This window comes from Haloarchaeobius caseinilyticus (genome assembly GCF_051207395.1).
In the GTDB taxonomy this organism is placed as follows: domain Archaea; phylum Halobacteriota; class Halobacteria; order Halobacteriales; family Natrialbaceae; genus Haloarchaeobius.
The window spans coordinates 373,284-393,799 of sequence record NZ_JBPJZC010000005.1 but is presented as its reverse complement, the minus strand read 5'-3'; the positions used below and the strand labels follow the sequence as shown (position 1 = coordinate 393,799).

17 protein-coding genes are annotated in these 20,516 nt (G+C 61.8%); 9 read left to right on the top strand and 8 right to left on the bottom strand.

All coding sequences use genetic code 11. The features are described from left to right. Positions 1–285: 285 nt before the first annotated feature. Together ilvA and ACSC1P_RS21630 are read right to left on the bottom strand one after the other, a co-directional pair. Positions 286–1,500, bottom strand: a complete 1,215-nt coding sequence (gene ilvA, locus ACSC1P_RS21635; protein WP_435362299.1) for a threonine ammonia-lyase — start codon at positions 1,498–1,500, stop codon at positions 286–288. A gap of 88 nt (positions 1,501–1,588) precedes the next feature. Beyond that, positions 1,589–2,290, bottom strand: a complete 702-nt coding sequence (locus ACSC1P_RS21630; protein ID WP_435362298.1) for a DUF4013 domain-containing protein — start codon at positions 2,288–2,290, stop codon at positions 1,589–1,591. Positions 2,291–2,516: 226 nt separating this feature from the next. On the opposite strand from ACSC1P_RS21630, the gene ACSC1P_RS21625 reads away from it, so the two are divergent. Then, complete coding sequence (locus tag ACSC1P_RS21625) at positions 2,517–2,885, top strand: winged helix-turn-helix transcriptional regulator (protein WP_435362297.1); 369 nt, start codon at positions 2,517–2,519, stop codon at positions 2,883–2,885. Positions 2,886–2,983: 98 nt separating this feature from the next. Here the strand turns inward: ACSC1P_RS21625 and ACSC1P_RS21620 are convergent, their stop codons facing one another. The 3 genes from ACSC1P_RS21620 to ACSC1P_RS21610 form a co-directional block, all read right to left on the bottom strand. Then, complete coding sequence (locus ACSC1P_RS21620; protein ID WP_435362296.1) at positions 2,984–3,280, bottom strand: hypothetical protein; 297 nt, start codon at positions 3,278–3,280, stop codon at positions 2,984–2,986. Positions 3,281–3,387: 107 nt separating this feature from the next. Further along, positions 3,388–3,573, bottom strand: coding sequence for a DUF7836 family putative zinc-binding protein (locus ACSC1P_RS21615; protein ID WP_435362295.1), 186 nt, complete (start codon positions 3,571–3,573; stop codon positions 3,388–3,390). Positions 3,574–4,045: 472 nt separating this feature from the next. After that, complete coding sequence (locus tag ACSC1P_RS21610; RefSeq protein ID WP_435362294.1) at positions 4,046–5,248, bottom strand: Cdc6/Cdc18 family protein; 1,203 nt, start codon at positions 5,246–5,248, stop codon at positions 4,046–4,048. 1,761 nt (positions 5,249–7,009) lie between these two features. Here ACSC1P_RS21610 and ACSC1P_RS21605 point away from each other — a divergent pair. From ACSC1P_RS21605 to ACSC1P_RS21590, 4 genes are all read left to right on the top strand, one after another. Beyond that, entirely contained in the window at positions 7,010–7,897 is an 888-nt protein-coding gene (locus ACSC1P_RS21605) for a DICT sensory domain-containing protein (protein ID WP_435362293.1), read from the top strand. Positions 7,898–7,962: 65 nt separating this feature from the next. Further along, the gene (locus tag ACSC1P_RS21600) at positions 7,963–8,754 is read left to right on the top strand and encodes a class I SAM-dependent methyltransferase (protein ID WP_435362292.1); all 792 of its coding nucleotides are present in this window, start codon (positions 7,963–7,965) and stop codon (positions 8,752–8,754) included. 12 nt (positions 8,755–8,766) lie between these two features. Continuing rightward, positions 8,767–10,404, top strand: coding sequence for a ribonuclease H-like domain-containing protein (locus ACSC1P_RS21595; protein WP_435362291.1), 1,638 nt, complete (start codon positions 8,767–8,769; stop codon positions 10,402–10,404). A 170-nt stretch (positions 10,405–10,574) separates the two neighbouring features. Next, on the top strand, positions 10,575–12,971 hold the full coding sequence (locus tag ACSC1P_RS21590) for a DEAD/DEAH box helicase (protein WP_435362290.1): 2,397 nt from the start codon (positions 10,575–10,577) through the stop codon (positions 12,969–12,971). 54 nt (positions 12,972–13,025) lie between these two features. On the opposite strand, the gene ACSC1P_RS21585 is transcribed toward ACSC1P_RS21590, so the two are convergent. Then, the gene (locus tag ACSC1P_RS21585; RefSeq protein WP_435362289.1) at positions 13,026–13,487 is read right to left on the bottom strand and encodes a hypothetical protein; all 462 of its coding nucleotides are present in this window, start codon (positions 13,485–13,487) and stop codon (positions 13,026–13,028) included. Positions 13,488–13,673: 186 nt separating this feature from the next. Between ACSC1P_RS21585 and ACSC1P_RS21580 the strand changes: the two genes are divergently transcribed. After that, complete coding sequence (locus ACSC1P_RS21580) at positions 13,674–15,074, top strand: M14 family zinc carboxypeptidase (RefSeq protein ID WP_435362288.1); 1,401 nt, start codon at positions 13,674–13,676, stop codon at positions 15,072–15,074. A 369-nt stretch (positions 15,075–15,443) separates the two neighbouring features. On the opposite strand, the gene ACSC1P_RS21575 is transcribed toward ACSC1P_RS21580, so the two are convergent. Next, positions 15,444–15,737 (bottom strand): PadR family transcriptional regulator, encoded by a 294-nt coding sequence (locus tag ACSC1P_RS21575; protein ID WP_435362287.1) that lies wholly within the window; start codon positions 15,735–15,737, stop codon positions 15,444–15,446. 681 nt (positions 15,738–16,418) lie between these two features. Continuing rightward, on the bottom strand, positions 16,419–16,733 hold the full coding sequence (locus ACSC1P_RS21570) for a helix-turn-helix transcriptional regulator (protein WP_435362286.1): 315 nt from the start codon (positions 16,731–16,733) through the stop codon (positions 16,419–16,421). Positions 16,734–17,174: 441 nt separating this feature from the next. Between ACSC1P_RS21570 and ACSC1P_RS21565 the strand changes: the two genes are divergently transcribed. The 3 genes from ACSC1P_RS21565 (at position 17,175) to ACSC1P_RS21560 (ending at position 20,493) form a co-directional block, all read left to right on the top strand. Further along, complete coding sequence (locus tag ACSC1P_RS21565; RefSeq protein ID WP_435362285.1) at positions 17,175–19,298, top strand: S8 family peptidase; 2,124 nt, start codon at positions 17,175–17,177, stop codon at positions 19,296–19,298. Positions 19,299–19,649: 351 nt separating this feature from the next. Continuing rightward, positions 19,650–19,880: a DUF8028 family protein gene (locus tag ACSC1P_RS22130; RefSeq protein ID WP_492764737.1), complete on the top strand. Its 231-nt coding sequence runs from the start codon at positions 19,650–19,652 to the stop codon at positions 19,878–19,880. 109 nt (positions 19,881–19,989) lie between these two features. Beyond that, the gene (locus ACSC1P_RS21560) at positions 19,990–20,493 is read left to right on the top strand and encodes a hypothetical protein (RefSeq protein WP_435362284.1); all 504 of its coding nucleotides are present in this window, start codon (positions 19,990–19,992) and stop codon (positions 20,491–20,493) included. The last annotated feature ends 23 nt before the right edge of the window (positions 20,494–20,516 follow it).

The window sequence follows — 20,516 nt, the reverse complement described above, 5'->3', positions numbered from 1 at the left end:
GAATCCTCATACGTGGGTGGACGCACCCCGACTGGGGTGTGTCCGAGGCACCCCGTCGCCCGGGGCGCCCTTCACATTATGTACGAATACCCGGTCAATATAAAAGGCCTACGAATCGGGAGCGCCCTGACACGCGAGGACACGACACGACGGAACGTGGGACAGTCACGCGAAAACACATAGTGAGTGTACAATTTCTGTTTTTTGTTTCAGGCACGTGCGCGTGCGGAGGGATGAATATTCAGAACGGGGAGGAGTTAGAGAACGGAGAGCCGCCGAAAAGCGTTAGTTGAGTCGCTCTACGTCGTATCCGTGGTCTTCGATGGCCGTGACGATGCGAGCGGTCTGTTCGTGCCCGCTAGTCTCGATGTGGAAGTCGAGGTACGCCTCGCCGATGTTGAGGTCGTCGACCTCCCGGTCGTGGCGAACCGTTCGGATGTTCGCGCTGTGGTCGGCGATGATGCCCGATACCTCGCTCATCCGGCCGGGTTCGTCGTGGATGAGGACGCGGAGGCGGATGAGCTGTTCACGCGCGGTCAGCGCGTGCGTGACGACGGTCCGGAGCATGGTCATGTCGAGGTTCCCGCCGCACAGAAGCGGCATCACCGTCTCGTCAGAGACGTCGAGGTCGTCACCGAGGATGGCGGCGACAGAGGCCGCGCCCGCCCCTTCGACGACCTGCTTCGCGCGTTCGAGCAGGATGAGGATTGCCCGTGTAATGTCGTCGTCGCTGACGGTGACTACCTCGTCCACGTAGGCGTCGATGTGTTCGTACGTCAGTGGCGCGATACCGCCGGTCGCGATGCCGTCGGCGATGGTGTTCACGTCGTCGAGCGTCTTCGGTTCGCCCTTGTCGAGGCTGTCGGGGACTGTCGCCGCGCCATCGGCCTGCACGCCGACTACGCGCACGTCGGGCGCGAGGTGTTTGAACGCGGTCGCGACGCCCGAGATGAGCCCGCCGCCGCCGATGGGGACGACGACTGTGTCCACGTCGGGGCAGGCTTCGTACATCTCGATGCCGAGCGTGCCCTGCCCCGCGATGATGTCCGGGTCGTCGTAGGCGTGGATGAACGTCGCGTCGCTGTCGGCTGCCATCGACTGGGCGTGCGCCATCGCGGCCTGGAAGTCGCGCCCGTGGAGGACGACATCGGCTCCGTAGTCTCCCGTGGCGTCTATCTTCGTCTGCGGTGCCGTCTTTGGCATCACGATAGTCGACTCGACACCGAGTTCGGTCGCGGCGAGGGCGACACCCTGTGCGTGGTTCCCCGCACTGGCTGCGACCACGGCGTCGACGCCGTCCCCATCTGCCAGTTGCGCGATTTTGTTGTACGCACCGCGAGTCTTGAACGAGCCAGTCCACTGGAGGTGTTCCATCTTCAGGTGGACGTCACCACCGACCAGTTCGGACAGCGACCGACTGTACTCGACCGGCGTGCGCTTGACGACCGAGTCCTCGTCGAGTCGTGTCCGCGCCGCGCGCACGTCTTCGATTCCAATCATGGTTCCGCGTTCGGCCGTCGACCGTTTAACGGGTTCGGCGTCCGCGCTCGCTGCGCGCCGGCCGTCGATACAACCGAAAAACGAGTCTTCAGACTGCAGGGCCGGTGACGTCGCCAGGTTCGGGCTTCTCGGGAAGCCCTTCAGACACGCCGACACCGCGCGCGTAGAGGTACGAGGTGACGGTGATGAGGTAGAACGACACCAGTGCGGCGAAGAAGAATCCGAGCAGCGGAAGCGCGGTGAGGAGGCCGGTCACGGCCCCACCGACGATGCCGACGAGTATCGCGAGCAGCCAAGCGGTGGCGTACGTCGAACTGGTCGCAGCCTGTTTGAACTCACCGAACGCGAAGGCCTTGCCCAACTTTCTGGCCTCGGCGAAGTGGGTGAGTGCGATCGGCTGGAAGTACGCGACGAGCGCCAGCACGAACAGCCCGATACCCAGCATGACGATACTCGCCGTGGTGAACTCGAGGTTCGTAATTGCCCCGGTAGTCGAATCGATGGTCGGGTTGGCCATCGCGATACCGAACGTCAGGAGCAGTATCGGCACGAGACTGTAGACGAACGTAATGACCATGGCCTTGAGCCCGTCGATGCCTAGTTCTTTCCAGTGGTCGAACTCGGGCATGTCGTCGTCGGTCCGGGCGTGCCGGAAGAGTCGAACGTAAAAGCCCAGCAGGAAGACGAGCGGGACGATGAGAATCCCGAGCAGTATGAGTAGTGTGCCGATAGCGAGGGTCTTGGACGAGTCCTCCGATCTCCCGATGTAGGCGAACGCTTCTTGTATCATGTATCTCACCACTGGCCAGCTACGGGTACCTCGCGGTGAGTACCGACACGTGACCAACGTAGTATGTAGGCGCGCTGTGTTTATTTCTTCTATCTATAGTGCATTGAAAGTAGCAAGCGAACGTTGCATCGAACTGGATAGAACGGCGACGACGAACTATCGACCAGTCGTATCAAAGGGGTATCCTTCAGTAACCTACTTGCCGACATACCGTGTATCGAGAGGCATGGACGTCACCGAGGACGGCAAGCTCGAAGTCTGGTGTGCTGGCGAGGAGTGGTGTCCAGTCACCACGACCGCGTCGTTGATCGGGAAGAAGTGGCACCCTGTCATCGTTCATCGACTCCTGAGCAACGGACCACAGGGGTTCAACGACCTGAAAAACGACGTCGACGGTATCTCCAGCAAAGTACTCTCGGACAGCCTCGACGACCTCGCAGAGAAGACGCTCGTCGAGCGAACCGTCATCAGCGAGAAACCGTTTCGAGTCCGATACTCGCTCACCGACCGTGGTGAGTCACTCGAATCCGTCATCATGGAGATGGCGAAGTGGGGAACGGAGCATCTCGAACATCCAGACGAGTCGTCCAACTGACTGCCGAGACACGTCGGCTGAACGGTGACGCAGTGAGACTCACCAGCCAGACGGTGGCGAGACTGGCCGACGAGTGCGCAGAACCGCATCAAACCGCATCAGACAGACTCGACACGTTCTCTGAGTGCCCGTGCCAGCAGTGGATGTAACGAACCGCGGCCGTCGCCGTCGAGACGGGCGAGCGGTTCGCCACCGAGGCGGTCGTCGAGCGTGCCGAGTCGCTTCGTGATGGTCCGTTCGGTGTACCCCGTCCGCTCGGACAGTGTCGCGACAGAGAGCGGTTCGTCGGCCGTCGCCAGTGTTCGGGCGATGTCGAACTCGGACTGGACGTACGCGGTCCCCATCTTCTCGGCGAGCGCTTCGACCGCTGGCGGGACATCGTCGACCATTGCCATGACACATAGGTACACGCCATTCGTAGTAAAAGTCCCGTGCCGGCGGGAGAACGCAGCCGTCGCAACAGAACACTACAGCAGCCGCGGCAGAGCGCTGCCGTCGTTCGTCACTCCGCGTGGAAGTCCCGGAGAATCTTCAGGTCAGTCGCAGTCTGTGCGAACTCCGAGAGTCGCCGCTCGGACCCACAGTGCTTGCAGGTAAACGGCGTCTTCGGACTCGCCAGTTCGACGGGGTCGGACTCCCAGGTTTCCCCACACGCCGAACACTGCAGCTGAATCCAAGCTTTTCGCATGTACTGACATTCGCGCCGACCAAGGAAAACGGTTGCTCGTACCTGTACTGCGCGGTAACCAGTCCTGCGTTGTGGCCCAGTCACGCTACGAATCGGTGCAGAACCGCCTCCCGAGTGGCCGCACCGCACACCTCGTTTCCGGTGTAATCAGCGCGGTCAGCATCGCCCCTCCAATCAGCAGACGTGGTACCGGTGGCTGCCGACTGATCACGCTCGGAAACGACCGAGTGATAGTCGGATGGGGAACAGACGAAACGAGCTATCGCAGCCACCGACAGCCAGACACCGTGTTTCCGGTGAAGACGAGGCGAATTCGGTGGCGAAAACGAAGCACGGCTCGCTGGTGGAGTCGAGAGACGCCATCGTCGACCACAGATGCCGTCGACGATCGCAGAGACGACAGGAGCGATGAACACACCTCGTTTCCGCTGAAACCACCCGAGGGAACCGTGTACGTCGGGCTACATAGCCCTCATTCTTCTTCCGTTTCGGTCAGTACTTTGCGGAGGACTTCGGGGTCTTCCAGCAACTGGTGTTCAGTGTAACTCCCCTCGGCGCTGCCGCCGCTGTGGCGCGACTGCTCGATGATATCGAGGAACGCGTGTTCTTTCAGCAGGTCACGAACTCGACGGAGCGAGAGCGCCGACGTCCCGGCCTGTCTGCAAATTTGCTCGTACATATCGTAGATACGGGTGGTCCTGAACCCACCTTCGTCGGGTTCGTTGAGTGAGAGGACCGTGAGCGCCTGCAAGACGTACCGCGAGTGTGGCGTCGACCCTCGAATGAGTTCACGGAATCGGTCGGTCTCGGCGCGCTCGCGCGCCTCGGTGACGAACCCTTCCCGGACCAGTTCTGCACCCTTCGACTGCGCGATTTCGCCCGCATAGCGCAGCATGTCGATAGCCTTGCGCGCGTCACCGTGTTCCCGGGCGGCGAGTGCAGCAGCGCGTGGGATGACCCCGTCGTCCAGCACGCCCTGTTTGAACGCGTCGCCACGAGCGGTCATTATCTCGCGGAGTTGGGAGGCGTCGTACGGCGGGAAGACGTACTCACGCTCACAGAGGCTAGACTTGACGCGCTCGTCCATCCGGTCTTTGTACTTGATCTTGTTACTGATGCCGATGACGCCGATTTTGCAGTTCGTAATCTTCCCGGCCTCGCCGGCGCGCGAGAGTTGCATCAGGATGTCGTCGTTGTCCAGTTTGTCGATTTCGTCGAGGATGACGAGTGACACGTCGTACAGCTCGTCGAGGATGACCCAGAGTCGCTTGTAGTACGTCGACGTGCTGATGCCCTTATCCGGCACCGAGATGTCGGTCACCTCGGGGTCGTTCAGCGACTTCGCGATGGTCTGGACCGCCTGTGTCTCGGTCGAGTCCTGCGCGCAGTCGACGTAGGCGTACTCGGCGTTGACGCCCTCTTCACCGGCGGTCTCGGTCAGTCGGTTCGAGACGTACTTCGCACACAGCGACTTTCCAGTACCAGTCTTCCCGAAGATGAGCACGTTGCTCGGGCTCTGCCCGAAGATGGCCGGGTTGACCGCGTTCGCCAGGTTCGATATCTCCTCGTCTCGCCCGACGATTCGCCCCTCGTCCGGCAGGTGGTTGATCTCCAGGAGTTCCTTGTTGGCGAAGATAGCATCCTCCCGGACGAACAAATCATCCGCACTCGTCATTTCTGTTGACACCACGTTTCCGGTGAAACGACTTGGCTGTTTCCCAACCGGTGGTGAGGTCGGGCCCGAGACGGCCTGGTCGAAAGGCGGGAGACACACACACCGGGTTTCCGGTGAAACGGGCTCCGAAGGAGGAGAGGGGTTCCAGATGAAATAGTGGTTGTGTCATGTTACCCGTAGACTGCGTCGGGGTGGTACCCGAGACACACACACCGGGTTTCCGGTGAAACGGGCTCCGAAGGTGGGGAGGGTTCCAGATGAAACAGCGGAAACAGTGGAAGCAGACGAACCACCCGAAGTACTCGAAATGCTGGTCGGCCCCACTCACGAAGGGGCTAGTTCACCGTCGAACTTGGGTACTACTGGTCGAGGTCCCGTATGGGATACCGCTCGATAACCATCTTCTGACGGATTGACCGTACGTAGAACGTGTCTGAGTACGGTGACCTATCGACGACCGAACTTGCGTCGGCGAAATTCGATCTGCACCGACATTGTTCCATCTGCACCGACATTGTTCCATCTGCACCGACATTGTTCCATCTGCATCGACGTCCTTCCATCTCGTTCAAAGAGAGTGACGGTCGATGACGAGAAGAAGGGAAGACTTCCACTGTGTCGTTTGCACGACCAGCGAAAGTATTCGCTTCTACGTTTGCGAAAGGGTCAATGGACTTTTCACCCATTAACTATTTAAGTCTAACTAACTTTCTAGTCGGTTTCTAGAGCTGTTTTGGTGGAAACAACGAGTCCGCCTCGGCTGATACCGTGCTGTTACCGGTAGATTTCGCCGCCTCCTGCCACCCTCCCCCTCCCTCGCAACCGATTTCACCGGAAACCCGGTGTGTGTGTCTACTCATCCTCTCCGCCCACTCGTCTCACCACTCGACCCGGGTAACCGGTTCAGAAACCGCTTTCAGAAACTGCTGTTCGTCGCCTCACTGGTTTGGCCCTATTGTCTGCATTGTCTCGTGCGGTGTGTGTCTCACTGTTTCGGCCGCCCTCTCCGCCTCGTTCGTACACCGACCCCGTCTTGCTCATCGACTCAACGCACGGTTTCATCGGAAATGAGGTGTCCTCCACCTCCGACTCTTTTCTTCGGTACCTCTCCTCCGGCCCGTGTTCCATCGGCCGTGTTTCACCGGAAACCCGGTGTGTGTTGGTACACCCATGGTCTTCTCTCTCACCGGGTTCGTCGACCCCGTCGTTTCACCGACCGTGTTTCACCGGAAACCCGGTGTGTGTCTGTTCAGCAATGTCCCGCGAGTTTCCCGCACGTACTTCCGCTGCTCACGTGGTTGGTCACCCAGCGGAGCCGGGCTACTCTAGCGGAGCCAGACCACTGATAACTTTCACCGGAAACGTGGTGTGCCCGCCCGTCCTCGTTTATTTCACCGGAAACGTGGTGTCCAGTCATCGATACGACGCCGCCGAACTGGCGCAGCAATTCGTCGTTCTCGACTGATTCAGTCAGACGTCCGGTAAGATTCACCGGAAACGAGGTGTGTCACCGAACGTCTCTCGTCTCGCCACACTTCTCTCGTTCCACCACTGGAGTGGTGCGATTCTCCGCTGGACTCGTGTCGAGTGTACTCGTCCCGATTCGTCTCGATTCGTGTTGGCTCGTGTCGGTGGGAGCCTCCGCGACGCCGACAGTCGAGGAATGATCGGGCGACGGTCGAGCGATGGCCGAGCACCGATGAACACATAGCGAGAATGTTTATTATCCGGGGTCGTGGAGACGTACCTGTATCCGTATCTATGGCGCTGCTCGATCTCATGGGGGACCTCGAAGGCGAACGGCGGACGCTCACCGTCGTGAATCGGACGGAGGTCGACCTCGTTCAGGAGATGCTCGAAGACCTCTTTACCGACCAACCGGTCGCGCTCGATGAAGTACACATACCGGACGAGCTCGACACCGACCGAATCGTCGTCGGTGCCGGCATCGGCGCAGCCACCACGACAGCCGTCGATGACGAGACGACGCCAACAGTCGATGACAAGTCGACGCCAACAGTCGACAGTGGTAGTGAGCCGGCTTCGACTCACAGTTCGTCGCTCGAATCCGTCGCGGACACGATTCTGTTCGTGAACTCGGACACCTACATCAGTGGTGCGAGAGCTCTCGACCAGGTCGAGACGCCAGAAGCGTTGCTCTCACTCTCAGACATCGTCTTCTCGGTCGTCGGCTACCCTGACACACGAAAACAGAAGTTCCTGCTCATCGAGCTATCGCGGTTCATCGAAGCGCGGGCCTGGCAGGAAGGTGTCGGTGAACTCCACGCTGGCTTCCAGTACCTCTCTCGTATCGAGGACGAGCGCGGGACCGAGAAGGTGTACGAAGCACTCGGCGAGACGGACGTCGCCGTCAACCTCTACGGTGTGCCGGACTGGAGACCGTCGCCGGCCTCGTCCATCGCCATCCACGGTACCGAGGACGACGAGGAACTCCGCCGGTCGTGGTTCGTGGTCTATCAGCACCCGACCGACGAGTCGCTCGACGCCGCGCTCGTCTGCTACGCGACGGGCCAGAACGAGTGGAAGGGGTTCTGGACGTTCGACGCCGACCGGGTCGCCGATGTCGCGGGCTACATCGAGACGGCGTTCCAGTCCGAGGACGGGTCAGCCGGCAAGGATGCGTCCTGAGTGCGGTCTGGAGCGGAACACAGACTGAGACGCCACCTATCACCGACATCCCCGACTCATGCCTAATGACTTCTACGACCATGTCCAATGACTCCCACGACCACCCGTTGTTCGCGGCCGTGTACGACCCGCTCACTCGTCCCTTCGAGTCACGACTCGAACCACATCGTCGCTGGCTGATGGCGGACCTGTCGCGTATCGAGTCGACGACGCCTGATTCGATACTCCGGCCCGATTCGACACTCCGTATTCTCGACGTCGGTAGTGGGACCGGCGCGATGTTTCCGTTCTACGCCGCAGCCTCCTCGTCCGCCACATCGCGCGGTCTCTCCGTCGTCGCCGTCGAACCGGACGCGCACATGCGCGAACGGGCCGAGCGCCGCGCACGGGAGTGTGGTCTCGACGTGACGCTCGTCGACGCCGGGGCCGAATCGCTGCCACTCGCAGACGAGTCGGTCGACGTGGTCGTCGCGTCGCTGGTTCTCTGTACGGTTTCGGACCTCGACGCGGCGCTCGACGAGTTTAGCCGAGTCCTCCGTCCCGGCGGTGAACTCCGCGTGCTGGAACACGTTCGAGCCGACGGCCGACTCGCTCGCGGACAGGAACTACTCACGCCGGCGTGGAAGCACGTCGCGGCTGGCTGCCACCTCGCCCGCCCGACCGGGGAGGTATTGCTCGCGGACGACCGGTTCACGGTCGTCGAGTACGACACACTCGACGTCGGTGTGCCACCGGTCGCGCCGTTCGTTCGGGGACGGTTCAGACGCCGTGGGCCTGTACGTGCTGGTGGCGACGGTGACAGTACCGAAAGCGGTCGAATCTCTCGCTTCGTCGATACGCTCTTGCCGTCGCGGTGACGACGACTGGATATGGTCCGGGACACGACCGTCCGCGTCCTCTCGATTCCACCGTCGTTCGCCCGCGAGGCCACCGAGTACGCGCTGCGCGACGTGTTTTCGCACTTCGACCCCGACGCTGTCTTCGTCCCGAGCCACGCACCGGACCGGCGCGCGCAGTCCGCGCTCGCCCGGGTCGCAGACGACCGGCCGCTGCTCGTCCCGGGTGACCCGACGCGCGGCGGTGGGCTCGTCTCGCTGCCGCCCACGGATAGTGGAGAACGACACGACGAATCCGATTCCGGCTCTGAACGCGGTCCCGACTCCGACCCCGGTTCCGACTCCGGCCCCGGTCCCGAGCCTGAACCTGGTTCCGAACCCAAGTCCGTATCCGAACCTGAACCCAAGTCCGTATCCGAACCCCGGTCTGAAATCGAACTCGACGAGTCTGCGATTCGTCCACAACTCTTCGTCGCTCCGGACGTGGAGACGTTGTCGACCGTCTCCGACCACGAGCGTGAGGGCTCGCTCGACCCGCGGACCGAGACGTACGTGCTGAGCAACCTGCTCGACGTGTCGCTCGACACGACGACGCTCTCTGCATCACTCGAAGGCCAGCCTGTGTACGAGGCGGCGCTCGCCGACGCTACCGGCCACTACACCCACGTCTCCGGTGTCCTTCCGAGTGACTACAGACGTGACTGGGATGGATTCGTCGTCCACGGCGCAGGCGGTGGCGAGGGTGGCACTGGCGGCACCGCCGGCGGCGACAGCTATCAACTCACGTGTCTCACGCTCGCCGCCGACGGAACGGTCTCGACCGAGACGGTTCGCACGACGAGGCTCGGTCTCCGGGCGCTCTCCGGTGTCGGCGCGCGCCGGGCGAGAGCACTCCGCAGTGCTGGCTTTCGCACCCGAGAGGCAGTCGCCAAGGCTTCCCCGGCCGACATCGCGGCCATCGATGGTTTCGGCGAGTCGGTCGCTCAGTCCGTCTCACAGGCGGCCACCGCGATGGCCGAGGGGCGGGTCGTCTACACGGGCGACGGCGCACTTCCCGAGGCCGACCCCGTCTTCATCGACATCGAGACGGACGGACTCGCCCCGAGCGCCATCTGGCTAATCGGCGTCCTCGACGCGGCGACCGGCGACTACACGAGGTTCAGACAGCGCGACCCCGACGACCCGGGTGAACCGGTCGAGGCGTTCGCTGCGTGGTACGCGGCGAACGCTCGCGGGCGGCCCGTCGTCGCGTACAACGGCTGGGGCTTCGACTTCGAGGCACTCCACGACCAGATAGTCGACCACTGCCCGTCCTACCGCGACCTGTGGACCGCGACGTATCGCTTCGACCCGTACGAGTGGGCCGTAAAGGACGGGAACGCTATCCTGCCCGGTCTCACCAATCGACTCGGCGACGTGGCGACAGCGCTCGGCTGGGACGGCGACGACACCGGTCTCGACGGCGCGACCGTCGCTCGCCGATATCGGGAGTGGGTCGCAGACCCCGTCAAAATCGACCCAGACTGGGACGCGTACGAGACGTACTGTGAAGACGACGTTCGTTCGCTGGCGTACGTGTACGACGCTATCGACGACGCTGGCCGACTCCTCGGCGGCGGGCGGTCACGCCAGCGCGATGCGGGGAGACAGGGGTCGCTCACGGAGTGGTAGTCGATTCGCGGTCCGTTAGTCGATTCGTGGTCCGTCTACTACTCGGCCGTGCTCACCCTGCATTACCCACAATATTTTCACGATTCCGCGAATTTTCGACGCCTCAACGCTTCTCTGTGTGGTGAGAATTAAGGGCAACGAACTGAAATGGGGGGTATCGACGGCATCGAATGAGTTCCGACACGCCACAGCGAGACCGGCCCGTCAGCGGGCGAACACTCGCCGACTCCTACCCAGGCTACGCCGACCAGATTACGCACGTCGCCACGCAGGCGGCGCAGTCGGCTGTCCGCGTCCCGGCCGACGACGTTCTCGGCGAGCCACTCGCGAGCAGCCTCCCGTTCGACCCGTACTCGCATCAGGCGACGGCGCTCGACCGGCTCGAAGCCGGTGAGAACGTCTGTGTGGCGACTTCTACGTCCTCGGGCAAGACGTGGGTGTACGCGCTGCAAATCGCTCGGAACCACCTCGCCGACCCGAACTCGACGTCGCTCCTCGTCTACCCGACGAAGGCGCTCTCTCGCGACCAGGAACGACAGCTGAACGACCTGTTCGCCGACCTCGGCCTCGACCTCACGGTCGCGGTGTACGACGGCGACACGCCCTCGGACCAGCGAAAGCACATCCGCGAGACGGCCGACGTCATCATCACGAACTTCGCCGGCGTCAACGTCTACCTCGGCCATCACCGCCGCTGGTTCGACTTCTTCGCGAACTGCGACCTACTCGTCATCGACGAGTCACACACGTACACCGGTGTCCACGGGATGCACGTCGCGTGGACCATCCGCCGACTCCGGCGCGTCCTCGCGCACCACGACAGCGACCCCCAGATAGTCTGCACGAGCGCGACCATCGGCAACCCGGCCGAACACTCCGCTCGGCTCACGGGCAAACCGTTCGCCGTCGTGGATAACGACGGCAGCCCCCACGGGGCCCGTGACATCGTCTTCTGGAACCCACCGCTCGACACCGACGACCTGCCGGCGGACGCCGACTGGGAAGAGTACATGCGCGCCCGGACGAGTGCTGGCGAGGAAGCGTCGGCCATCACAGCCCACCTCGGGCTCAACGGGGTGCAGACCCTCGCCTTCACCCGGTCTCGACAGGGCACCGAAATCAGCGCGAAACAGGCGTCACGCGTGGCTGGTGGGCACCCGAAAGGCGGCCGCGGTCGTCTCGACGTACAGCCGTATCACGCGGGCCACGGCAAGGAGACTCGCCGCGGCACCGAAGCACAGCTCAAATCGGGGGACCTCGACGCGGTGTTCTCGACGAACGCGCTGGAACTCGGCATCGACATCGGGAGCGTCGACGCCACGGTCATGACGGGCTACCCCGGCACGCGACAGTCGTTCTGGCAGCAACTCGGGCGCTCCGGGCGGGGCGACGCCGACGCACTCTCCGTCCTCGTGGCCCGCGCCGACGCCATCGACCAGTACATCCTCGACAACCCGGAGTACCTGCTCGGCGACGCCGTCGAGGACGCGGTCATCGGGCTGGAGAACAATCCAGTCTATGCCCAGCACGTCCGTTGTGCGGCCCACGAACTCCCGCTCACGACCGACGACCGACGCTGGTTCGACGGCGAGCGACTCGACCGCGCGGTCGCGATGTGGCTCGATGCCGGCGAACTGGTCGGCGACCTCGGCCACGGCGTCACCTACGACGGCGGCCCGCGCCCGCAGATGGACATCTCGATGTACAACGCGGGCAACGTCCAGTTCGATGTGCATCGCGTCGACGGCGACATCGACATGGAACCCATCGACCGCGAGCGGGCCTACCGCGAGTTCCACGAGGGCGCACTCGTGCTGCACGACGGCGTGGAGTTCGAAGTAGTGGACTTCGACGAGTCCGGCCCGAATCCCTCGGTCACGCTCCAGCGCGCCCGGACGAACGAGTACAGCGAGACGCGCTCGTCCACCGAGATTCACGACTTGGAAGTCGAGGACTCGACCGACCTCGGCGACGGCTGGCGGGTCTGCTGGGGTACCGGCGTGGTCGACGTGCACTACAGCCACTATCGGCGGCGCGAGATTCAGACCGGCAAGGTCACACAGGAGATTCAGCCGACCGGCCTCGGCCCGCTGTCGATGCGCACGCAACTCGTCTGGGTCGAACTTCCGCACTCGCTACAGGAGCAGTGTGTCCGACACGTCGTCGAGGACTACGAGGACCTCTCCGGGGTGGAGAGCGACCGCGTGTTCGCCGGTGGGCTCCACGGCGCGGAACACGGCATGATCAAACTCGCGCCGCTGGAACTCATGATGGACAAATCGGATCTCGGCGGTATCTCGATGCTTCGGCACGAAGAGACCGAAGGCCCGACGTGGTTCATCTACGACGGCGTCGCCGGCGGTCTCGGCTTCGCGAAGGCCATCTACGACGTCGTCGGCCGCCTCGCCCGGACGACCCGAAACCGGGTGTACGGCTGTTCCTGTACTGGAACCCGCGGCTGTCCCGCCTGCATCATGGACAGCCAATGCGGCAGCGACAACGACCCGCTGCACACCGACGCGGCGGTGTACGTGCTGAACGCGTTGTTGGCGCGGTTGGGCGTGTGAGTTCGATACTGAAAAACGAAACTGTCGTGGAGGACGTATCCAATCTGGTGTCCGTTATTCTTCTACGACATCGATTTCGACGTCTCTGAAGACATCACGAATCGGTTCGATATCTTGATGCTCCCGTTCGAGATGTAGTGTGAGCTTGCTAATCCGAAATTCTGGGTGGAGTAGCGTGATTTCGTCTCTGTCTATACGGTTACGCGATAATCTGACCTCTGTTATCTTCTGCACTGGAATCTCGTCAGGGAGTTCCACATAAACCGCGAGTATGAGTTGAAATATGAACATCAACCCGAACACCCCAGCAGTCAACAGTGCTGGATTCACCCCGAGTGCCCTATCAAAACCAGAAATCCGTAGTAATATGCAAACCATCACTACTGACACCAATAATTTTCCCAACTGGCGAGAGTCCGTCCAGTTCTCTATCGCTGCGGCCTTCTTGTTGTTGTCGACCCGTAATGTTCCATCGTCGACCCAGAGACGACCACCTACTATACTGATTTCGTCCACACCACCCCGTATCATGTCTGAGAATATGTATTATCGGCCATTTCTGGCCGCTTTCTGCGTTGGTGTTCCTCCGCCGCTACTACGTAGTATACGGCTGCCCAAACTCCACCCTTCTCACCCTGACGCAAAGCCACTTTTGACGATTCCTCGTCAAACACTATTAGTTTCCGACAGCAATCCACACACATGGCTGGCTCTCCATCACCGCCCGTCCGGTCGTTCGATGGGCTCGGCGACGCAGTCCCGCGCTACGAGTCGTTCTTCACCGTCACCGAACACCGCGAGCGCGGTCGCGAACTCGCCGACGAGTACGACCACGTCACGTACGAGGAACACGGGGAGAGCGCCGACGGTGAGACGCTATGGACCGTCACGGTCGGTGAGGGCGACCGGAGCGCGCTCCTGTTCGGCGCGCCCCACCCGAACGAACCGATGGGCTCGATGACCATCGACTTCCTCACCCACGAACTCGCCGCGAACGACGACTTGCGGGCGTCACTCGACTACGAGTTCATTTGTATGCCGGTCGCCGACCCCGACGGTGTCCGGCGGAATCAGGGCTGGTTCGACGGCCCGTTCACGCTCTCGAACTACGCACAGAACTTCTACCGACCGCCGCCGGACGAGCAGGTCGAAGCCACGTTCCCCATCGAGCACGAAGACTACGCCTTCGACGAGCCGATACCCGCGACGACGGTACTGGCCGAGGTCATCGACGAGCACAGCCCCGAGTTCATCTACAGCCTCCACAACACCGCCTTCGGCGGGTGCTACTACTACCTCACCGAACCCCTCGAACCGATTCACGACCTACTGCTCTCGATTCCGGGCGACTACGACGTGCCGCTCGACCGGGGCGAACCCGAGGCCTTCGACACCGAGGTCTACGACGACGCGATTTACGAACTGTTCACCTTCGACGACATGTACGAGAGTGTCCGGGGCGACGGGCCGAGCCTCGAAGAGGTACTGTTCGGGGGGAACGCCTACGACTACGCCAGCCGACGCGACGGCGACAGCGACGTGGTCCAGTTCGTCGCCGAGCTACCGTACTTTTTGGACCCACGGGTTCAGGACCAGACCGAACTGGACCGCAGTCGAGAAGCCGTCATCCGCGAAGGGGTACAGCACAGGCGGACGCTACTCCGAGAACTCCGCGCCGCGGCCCAGTCCATCGCAGAGTACCTGCCAGACACTGCGATGGCGGAAGAGGCGGTCGGTGCCATCTACCACTTCGACCGTGTGTGTGACGACAAACTCGAATGGGCAGCCGAGGCCGAGGAGACGAACGAACCGGCGACAGTCGCCACGCACGTCGACGAGCGATTCCTCCGGCAGTACCACCTGCTCACGTACCTCGGGATGTTGCTCCGCGTCATCGACCAGGCCGCGATGGGTGCTGACGAAGACGTACGCAGCCGGTTGATGGACACGAAAGCCGCGCTCGAAGCAGTTCTCACCGACCGACTCGGGGAGATGCAGTCGAATCTCGACTACGAGACCATCCCTATCTGGAAACTGGTCGCGATTCAGGCGCGTGCCGGACTCGTCTGTCTGGACTACCGCCAGCACCGTTCCGAGGAGTGAATCCGGTCGCTTCGATGGCGGCCACTCGACGTTCAAAGGCTTCGCGGTAGCCGTCGCCGCTCACCGCTTGCCCTACGTTTTCGCCGACGGCGACCGACGTTTCTCTCCCCTGTCCCCTCTCCTCGCGCTCCTCACCCCTGACCCCTCTCTGCCGCCACAGCCTCAGCCCTAGCGCTCGGGCCTCGCTCCCGGTACGCCGCGCGTCGCGGAGACTGCTCCAGCGACGGCTAGCAGGGGCTTCGTGGGTAGTGTGCGAAAAAATGTGTGCCCGAACGTGGGTGCCTCCCACGTCGTCGAGGTGTGCCCACCTCGAACCGTATCCGGCCCCTCGTACCTGTCGGCAGCGGGACCGTGCGTATGTACGACTGTTTACGCTTCTGCGGTTTCCATCTGGTCGACGTACTGTGCTTCCCACTCCTGGCGCGCGTCGATCTCGCGGCGACCGCGGCGCGTCAGCGTGTAGAAGTTCGTACGGCGGTCGAGTTCACCCTTCTCCACGAGGCCCTTGTCGACGAGGGTGTCGAGGTTGGGGTAGAGTCGGCCGTGGTGAATCTCGGATTCGTAGTACTCTTCGAGTTCGTCCTTGATTGCGAGCCCATGCGGGTCGTCGAGGCCAGCGATGACGTACAGCAGGTCCCGCTGGAATCCAGTCAGGTCGTACATACATAGCCAAAAGTATGCCGTTGAAATGAACGTTTTGTTTCTTGATTGATTTTGGGGGATTCGATTGCCGGATGTTTTACGACGAGTGGTTTCGACACTCTCCGGAGTATCTGGACTGAGACAATTAGGTCCAGAAGTCTTTAGAGCGGAATAATGGACTATCTAGAATTTCTCGAATTGGCGAAAATCGCACGACGTGACGGTCACCAGTCGCCGGAGCCGCTCTTGGACAGTCGTTACACAGGCGTGGGAAGTTGGGCCGTAAAAAGACTCTGATTGGATTCTGTCCTTACTGACACACCACTTTCGACAGGCGTGGTAACTTTCCACCCCGAACGTATCGGTCTTCAATTCGAGGACTATCCCGACAGTCGTGAAAATACGAATACAGAGTAGCCAAATCGTTCTGCAAAATCTACTACTCTACGATATGACTCTGTTGTATCTGTAGAGATATTACGACAAACGTCGATTCTTCGGATGGAACGGTCACCATCTGTGGCGACGGTTCGGGAATCGACGTGCCGTATTCAGAGGATGCAGTTGTGGAACGCGGTAGAGTTGGCCGGTCCACCTCCGTCGTGTTCCGATGTTTTTGCTACCGTGTCGTCGCGTGGCAGCATCTCGCTGTCGCCCGTCGCAGCCATACTCACGTACACTTCGCAGTCACTGGGGTCGCAGTCACGAAGACTGTGCCTTGCTTGCTGTTTCGTAGCCAGTGATGTTCTCTAACTTGGTCTCTTCCCAGGTGTGTCGAGCCATGAGGTCGTCGACACCTGTTCGTGTCAACTCGTAGTAGTTCGTGCGACGGTCTTTTTGTCCTTTTCGAACGAGTCCCTCGTCGACGAGCACATCGAGGTTCGGATACAGCCGACCCTCGTTGATGCGCTTGCCGTAGTATCGTTCCAGTTCTCGTTTTATCGCCAGGCCGTGTGGCCTGTCGAGACTGGCGATGATGTAGAGGAGATCCCGCTGGAATCCACTAAGGTCTTGCATCCACTTCGATATTAGTCACAAGTATATTTATCATCTACACACAGTGTCAGCACACCGAATAACACTCATGTATCTCAGTTACGATTGATGTAGTGAGTGACCTATTGCTGACTCCGCGATGCAATGTTGGTTGTTAACAATTCACTATCCAAACCGGCGTTCTCAGCGACGGATTCGCCAGACTACGGCGTGGTATGACACGACTTCTCACAATTTTAAAAACTCAAATCTAAGCGATTAAATCCCAACTTATTATTGGAAATGTGACTTTCTGTGAAATAGATTTAAGGCAAACCCCCCGATATCCCCAGTGTAGCTCAGTTTCAGACTGAGACTGAGAACGCCGTGGTTACCCAGTTCCCCCCGGGTAACCGGTGCAAACAACAAATGAGCAGCAAGCGAACTTCACGCAGACGAGTACTGCAAAGTATAGGCGGCGGTGTGGTCGCCGCAGAAATAATCGGCACGGCCGCAGCCCGAGGGTCGGGCACTACACGCAAACGTCGTGTCGTCGGAACCAAAGGACTGTTCGGTATCGAGGCGGCGAAGAACGAGGCTGATTCTGTCGACAACGAGATTGACTTCGGAGACCGCGGTGACGTCATCGTCGGTTCGTTCTCCGACGAGGCCGTCGCTCGCCTGGAGAAGAAGAGCGACGTCCGATACGTCGAAGACGACATCGAGGTCTACGCGCTCGAACAGACCAAACCGTGGGGCATCGACCGCGTCGACGCGGACGTCGTCCACGGGAACGGCAAGACCGGTGAGGGTGCGCACATCGCCATCCTCGACACGGGTATCGACTCCGACCACCCCGACCTGCAGGCCAACGTCGGTGAGGGTTACGCAGTGGAGGAGTGTTCCGGTGGCGACTGTAACGAGGACTGGGACGACGACCACAGCCACGGCACGCACTGTGCCGGTATCGCCAACGCGGTGGACAACGGCAAAGGTGTCGTCGGCGTCTCGACCGAAGCGACCCTGCACGCGGTGAAGGTGCTCTCCGGTGAGGGCTCCGGGTCCGCGAGCGGTGTCGCGGAGGGCATCAAGTGGGCCGCAGACCAGGGCTACGGCGTCCTCAGCATGAGCCTGGGCGCGTCGTCTGGCTCTTCGACCATTCAGGACGCGCTCCAGTACGCACAGGAGCGAGACTGCGTCATCATCGCCGCAGCAGGGAACGCAGGCCCGTGTACCGACTGTGTGCACTACCCCGGTGCGTACCCCGAAGCGATGGCGGTCGGGTCGACGGCTGAGGGCGACGCGATGTCCGAGTTCTCTTCGACCGGTGAAGAGGTCGAAATCTGTGCGCCCGGGTCCGACGTCCTCTCGTGTGTCAAAGACGGTGACTACAAGAAGTACTCCGGCACGTCGATGGCGACGCCCCACGTCGCCGGTGCGGCCGGACTGCTTCGCGCACAGGGCCTCAGCGCCGAGGAGACGCGAAAGCGACTCACCGAGACGGCCGAGGACCTCGGCCACGACTCGAACGAACAGGGTGCCGGTCTGCTCAACGTCGAGAAAGCCGTCGGCGACGGCGGTGGCGGCGACGAGCCGGACGAACCCGACGAGCCCGAACCGACGCCGCTCGGCGTCGAGACTGGCTCGGTGACGGAACTCGGCGAGACCGAGGCGACGCTCGGCGGTAACCTGACCGGACTCGGCGACTCTTCGTCCGCGACGGTCGGCTTCCGCTACTGGGAGTCCGGCGACCGCGAGGGCACGGAACAGACCGTCGAGGTCGGCTCGCGCGACGCCACCGGCGAGTTCTCGCAGGCGGTCACGGGCCTCACCGCAGAGGTCTCGTACCAGTTCCTCGCGTACGCCACCGACGGCGACAGCGAGGTTACCGGCGCAGCAGTCGAGTTCACGACGGGCAGCGGCCTGAACGTCTCGACCGCCCCGGCGACGAACGTCGGCGGGAACACGGCCACGCTCGTCGGGAACCTGCAGGGTCTCGGCGACTTCGACGAGGCCGACGTCGGCTTCCACTACTGGGCAGAGGGCAAGAAGAAGGCGACGCTCGAAATCCGCGAGGTCGGCGAGCGCACGAGTCCCGGCGAGTTCACGTTCGACATCAGTGACCTCCGCACGGACACGACCTACGTGTTCGTCGCGTACGGTGACCCCGACTGGAGCGAGGCAGAGGACTTCGGCAGTGAACTCACGTTCACGACCGGTTCGACGGACGACCCGGACGAGCCCGATGAGCCGGACGAGCCCGACGAACCCGACGAGCCGGACGAGCCGAACCCGGACGCGCCGTTCGCCGTCGAGGCGACGGGCACCGACTGGGTCACCCGTGGTGCAGCGAAGCTCGTCGGTGAGCTCACCCGGATGGACGACGGTGTCGGCCGCGTCCAGACCGAGTTCCAGTACTGGATGAAAGGGAACAAGTCCTCGACGTTCGCTGTCGACGACGCCGACACCCTCTACCGCCCCGGCGAGATCGACGAGATGGTCTGGGGCCTGCGCCGCGGCGAGACGCACGTCAGCCGCATCCGCGCCTGGGACGACAACGGCAACGAGGTCTTCAGCGACGAGTTCGAGTTCGTCACGCAGAGCTAAGAAGGGAGAACGAAGGGAGTTTGCAGTAGGGGAGAACGGTCACCCTCGCGGGCAGAGTGAGGCGGTGCAGCCGCCTCGACGCGGACGGCGTCGCCGTCCGCTCGAATCGGTCTGGCCACGTCGGCCACTCCGGCCACGCTACCATCATCTCGGCCACCGCGCCGATTCGTGCCACACGACGTGGCAGCCGCGAGAGACCGTATTGCGTTACACGATTACGGCTGTAACGCGGGGGTAGGTGACGTACCACGGATATAGCTGCTCTTTTAAATTTTAGTCGCGCGTAGTATACGCTGAGGGACGGTTCCCGACGTGGAACGGCCCTCGCGGACCGAGTACGGTGAGCAGTTCATGGTATCGACGAGTGCACGGCCACAGGAGATTCTCTGGAAGTACCTGGGGTCGTCACTCGCTCGTGTGTTCGGGTGGGTCGCGTTCTGGCTCGCAATTATGTTACCGATTCCCCTTTGTTTCCTGATGGTACTCGGCATTACGACCCCAACGACGCTGATTGCGTTTCTCGGGACACTGGTGGTGAACGTCGCCGCACTGGTCGCCGGGCATCGACACGCCAAACAGTAGCGTATCGGTTCGCGGCTCTCACAGGCGGTAAGTGGTCCCACTGTTCCTTTCGGCGGCGTTACTATTCGTGTTATCCTTGTGTAGTGAGTAGAATACACACGGAGAAGCTATGACTACTAAACGTTACGTGGGAGTGATTTCGACCGACCGAGAGCCGCCGGTTCTGCCGATGCTCGTCGGTGGGTTGGCTGGTGGTGTCGTGATGGGACTGTTGTTGCAGTACTCCACAGAGACCATGACGATGGTGGGCGGACTGGCAGGACAGGAGAGCGTGACGATGGGCTGGCTGGTCCACCTCCTGTTGAGCCTCGTCTTCGCCATCGTGTTCGGACTGGTGCTGACCTACACTCCGATGCACCGGTATCTGGCGTCGACGTTGGCCGTCGGCGCGCTGGGGATGACGTACAGCATCGGCCTCTGGTTCGTCGGTGCGGGTGTCCTCATGCCGATGTGGCTCGACTCGATGGGCGTGATGGCCGACCCGACGATTCCCGCACTCGACGGGATGGGCCTGCTCGTCCACCTCGTCTACGGTCTCGTGTTGGCAGGCGCGTACATGTTGGCTTACGTGCGCTCACAGCCCGAACCGTCCAAACTGACTGGACAGGCCTGAGTCGGTCGTGCGCGGTCAGACGG

Excerpts from the sequence above, each read along its gene's own strand:
- ACSC1P_RS22130 (WP_492764737.1), top strand. The coding sequence starts at position 19,650 with ATGGTATCGACGAGTGCACGGCCACAGGAGATTCTCTGGAAGTACCTG.
- ACSC1P_RS21610 (WP_435362294.1), bottom strand. The coding sequence starts at position 5,248 with ATGACGAGTGCGGATGATTTGTTCGTCCGGGAGGATGCTATCTTCGCC.
- ACSC1P_RS21595 (WP_435362291.1), top strand. The coding sequence starts at position 8,767 with ATGGTCCGGGACACGACCGTCCGCGTCCTCTCGATTCCACCGTCGTTC.
- ACSC1P_RS21560 (WP_435362284.1), top strand. The coding sequence starts at position 19,990 with ATGACTACTAAACGTTACGTGGGAGTGATTTCGACCGACCGAGAGCCG.
- ACSC1P_RS21605 (WP_435362293.1), top strand. The coding sequence starts at position 7,010 with ATGGCGCTGCTCGATCTCATGGGGGACCTCGAAGGCGAACGGCGGACG.
- ilvA (WP_435362299.1), bottom strand. The coding sequence starts at position 1,500 with ATGATTGGAATCGAAGACGTGCGCGCGGCGCGGACACGACTCGACGAG.
- ACSC1P_RS21620 (WP_435362296.1), bottom strand. The coding sequence starts at position 3,280 with ATGGCAATGGTCGACGATGTCCCGCCAGCGGTCGAAGCGCTCGCCGAG.
- ACSC1P_RS21575 (WP_435362287.1), bottom strand. The coding sequence starts at position 15,737 with ATGTACGACCTGACTGGATTCCAGCGGGACCTGCTGTACGTCATCGCT.
- ACSC1P_RS21630 (WP_435362298.1), bottom strand. The coding sequence starts at position 2,290 with ATGATACAAGAAGCGTTCGCCTACATCGGGAGATCGGAGGACTCGTCC.
- ACSC1P_RS21580 (WP_435362288.1), top strand. The coding sequence starts at position 13,674 with ATGGCTGGCTCTCCATCACCGCCCGTCCGGTCGTTCGATGGGCTCGGC.
- ACSC1P_RS21625 (WP_435362297.1), top strand. The coding sequence starts at position 2,517 with ATGGACGTCACCGAGGACGGCAAGCTCGAAGTCTGGTGTGCTGGCGAG.
- ACSC1P_RS21600 (WP_435362292.1), top strand. The coding sequence starts at position 7,963 with ATGACTTCTACGACCATGTCCAATGACTCCCACGACCACCCGTTGTTC.
- ACSC1P_RS21615 (WP_435362295.1), bottom strand. The coding sequence starts at position 3,573 with ATGCGAAAAGCTTGGATTCAGCTGCAGTGTTCGGCGTGTGGGGAAACC.
- ACSC1P_RS21570 (WP_435362286.1), bottom strand. The coding sequence starts at position 16,733 with ATGCAAGACCTTAGTGGATTCCAGCGGGATCTCCTCTACATCATCGCC.
- ACSC1P_RS21590 (WP_435362290.1), top strand. The coding sequence starts at position 10,575 with ATGAGTTCCGACACGCCACAGCGAGACCGGCCCGTCAGCGGGCGAACA.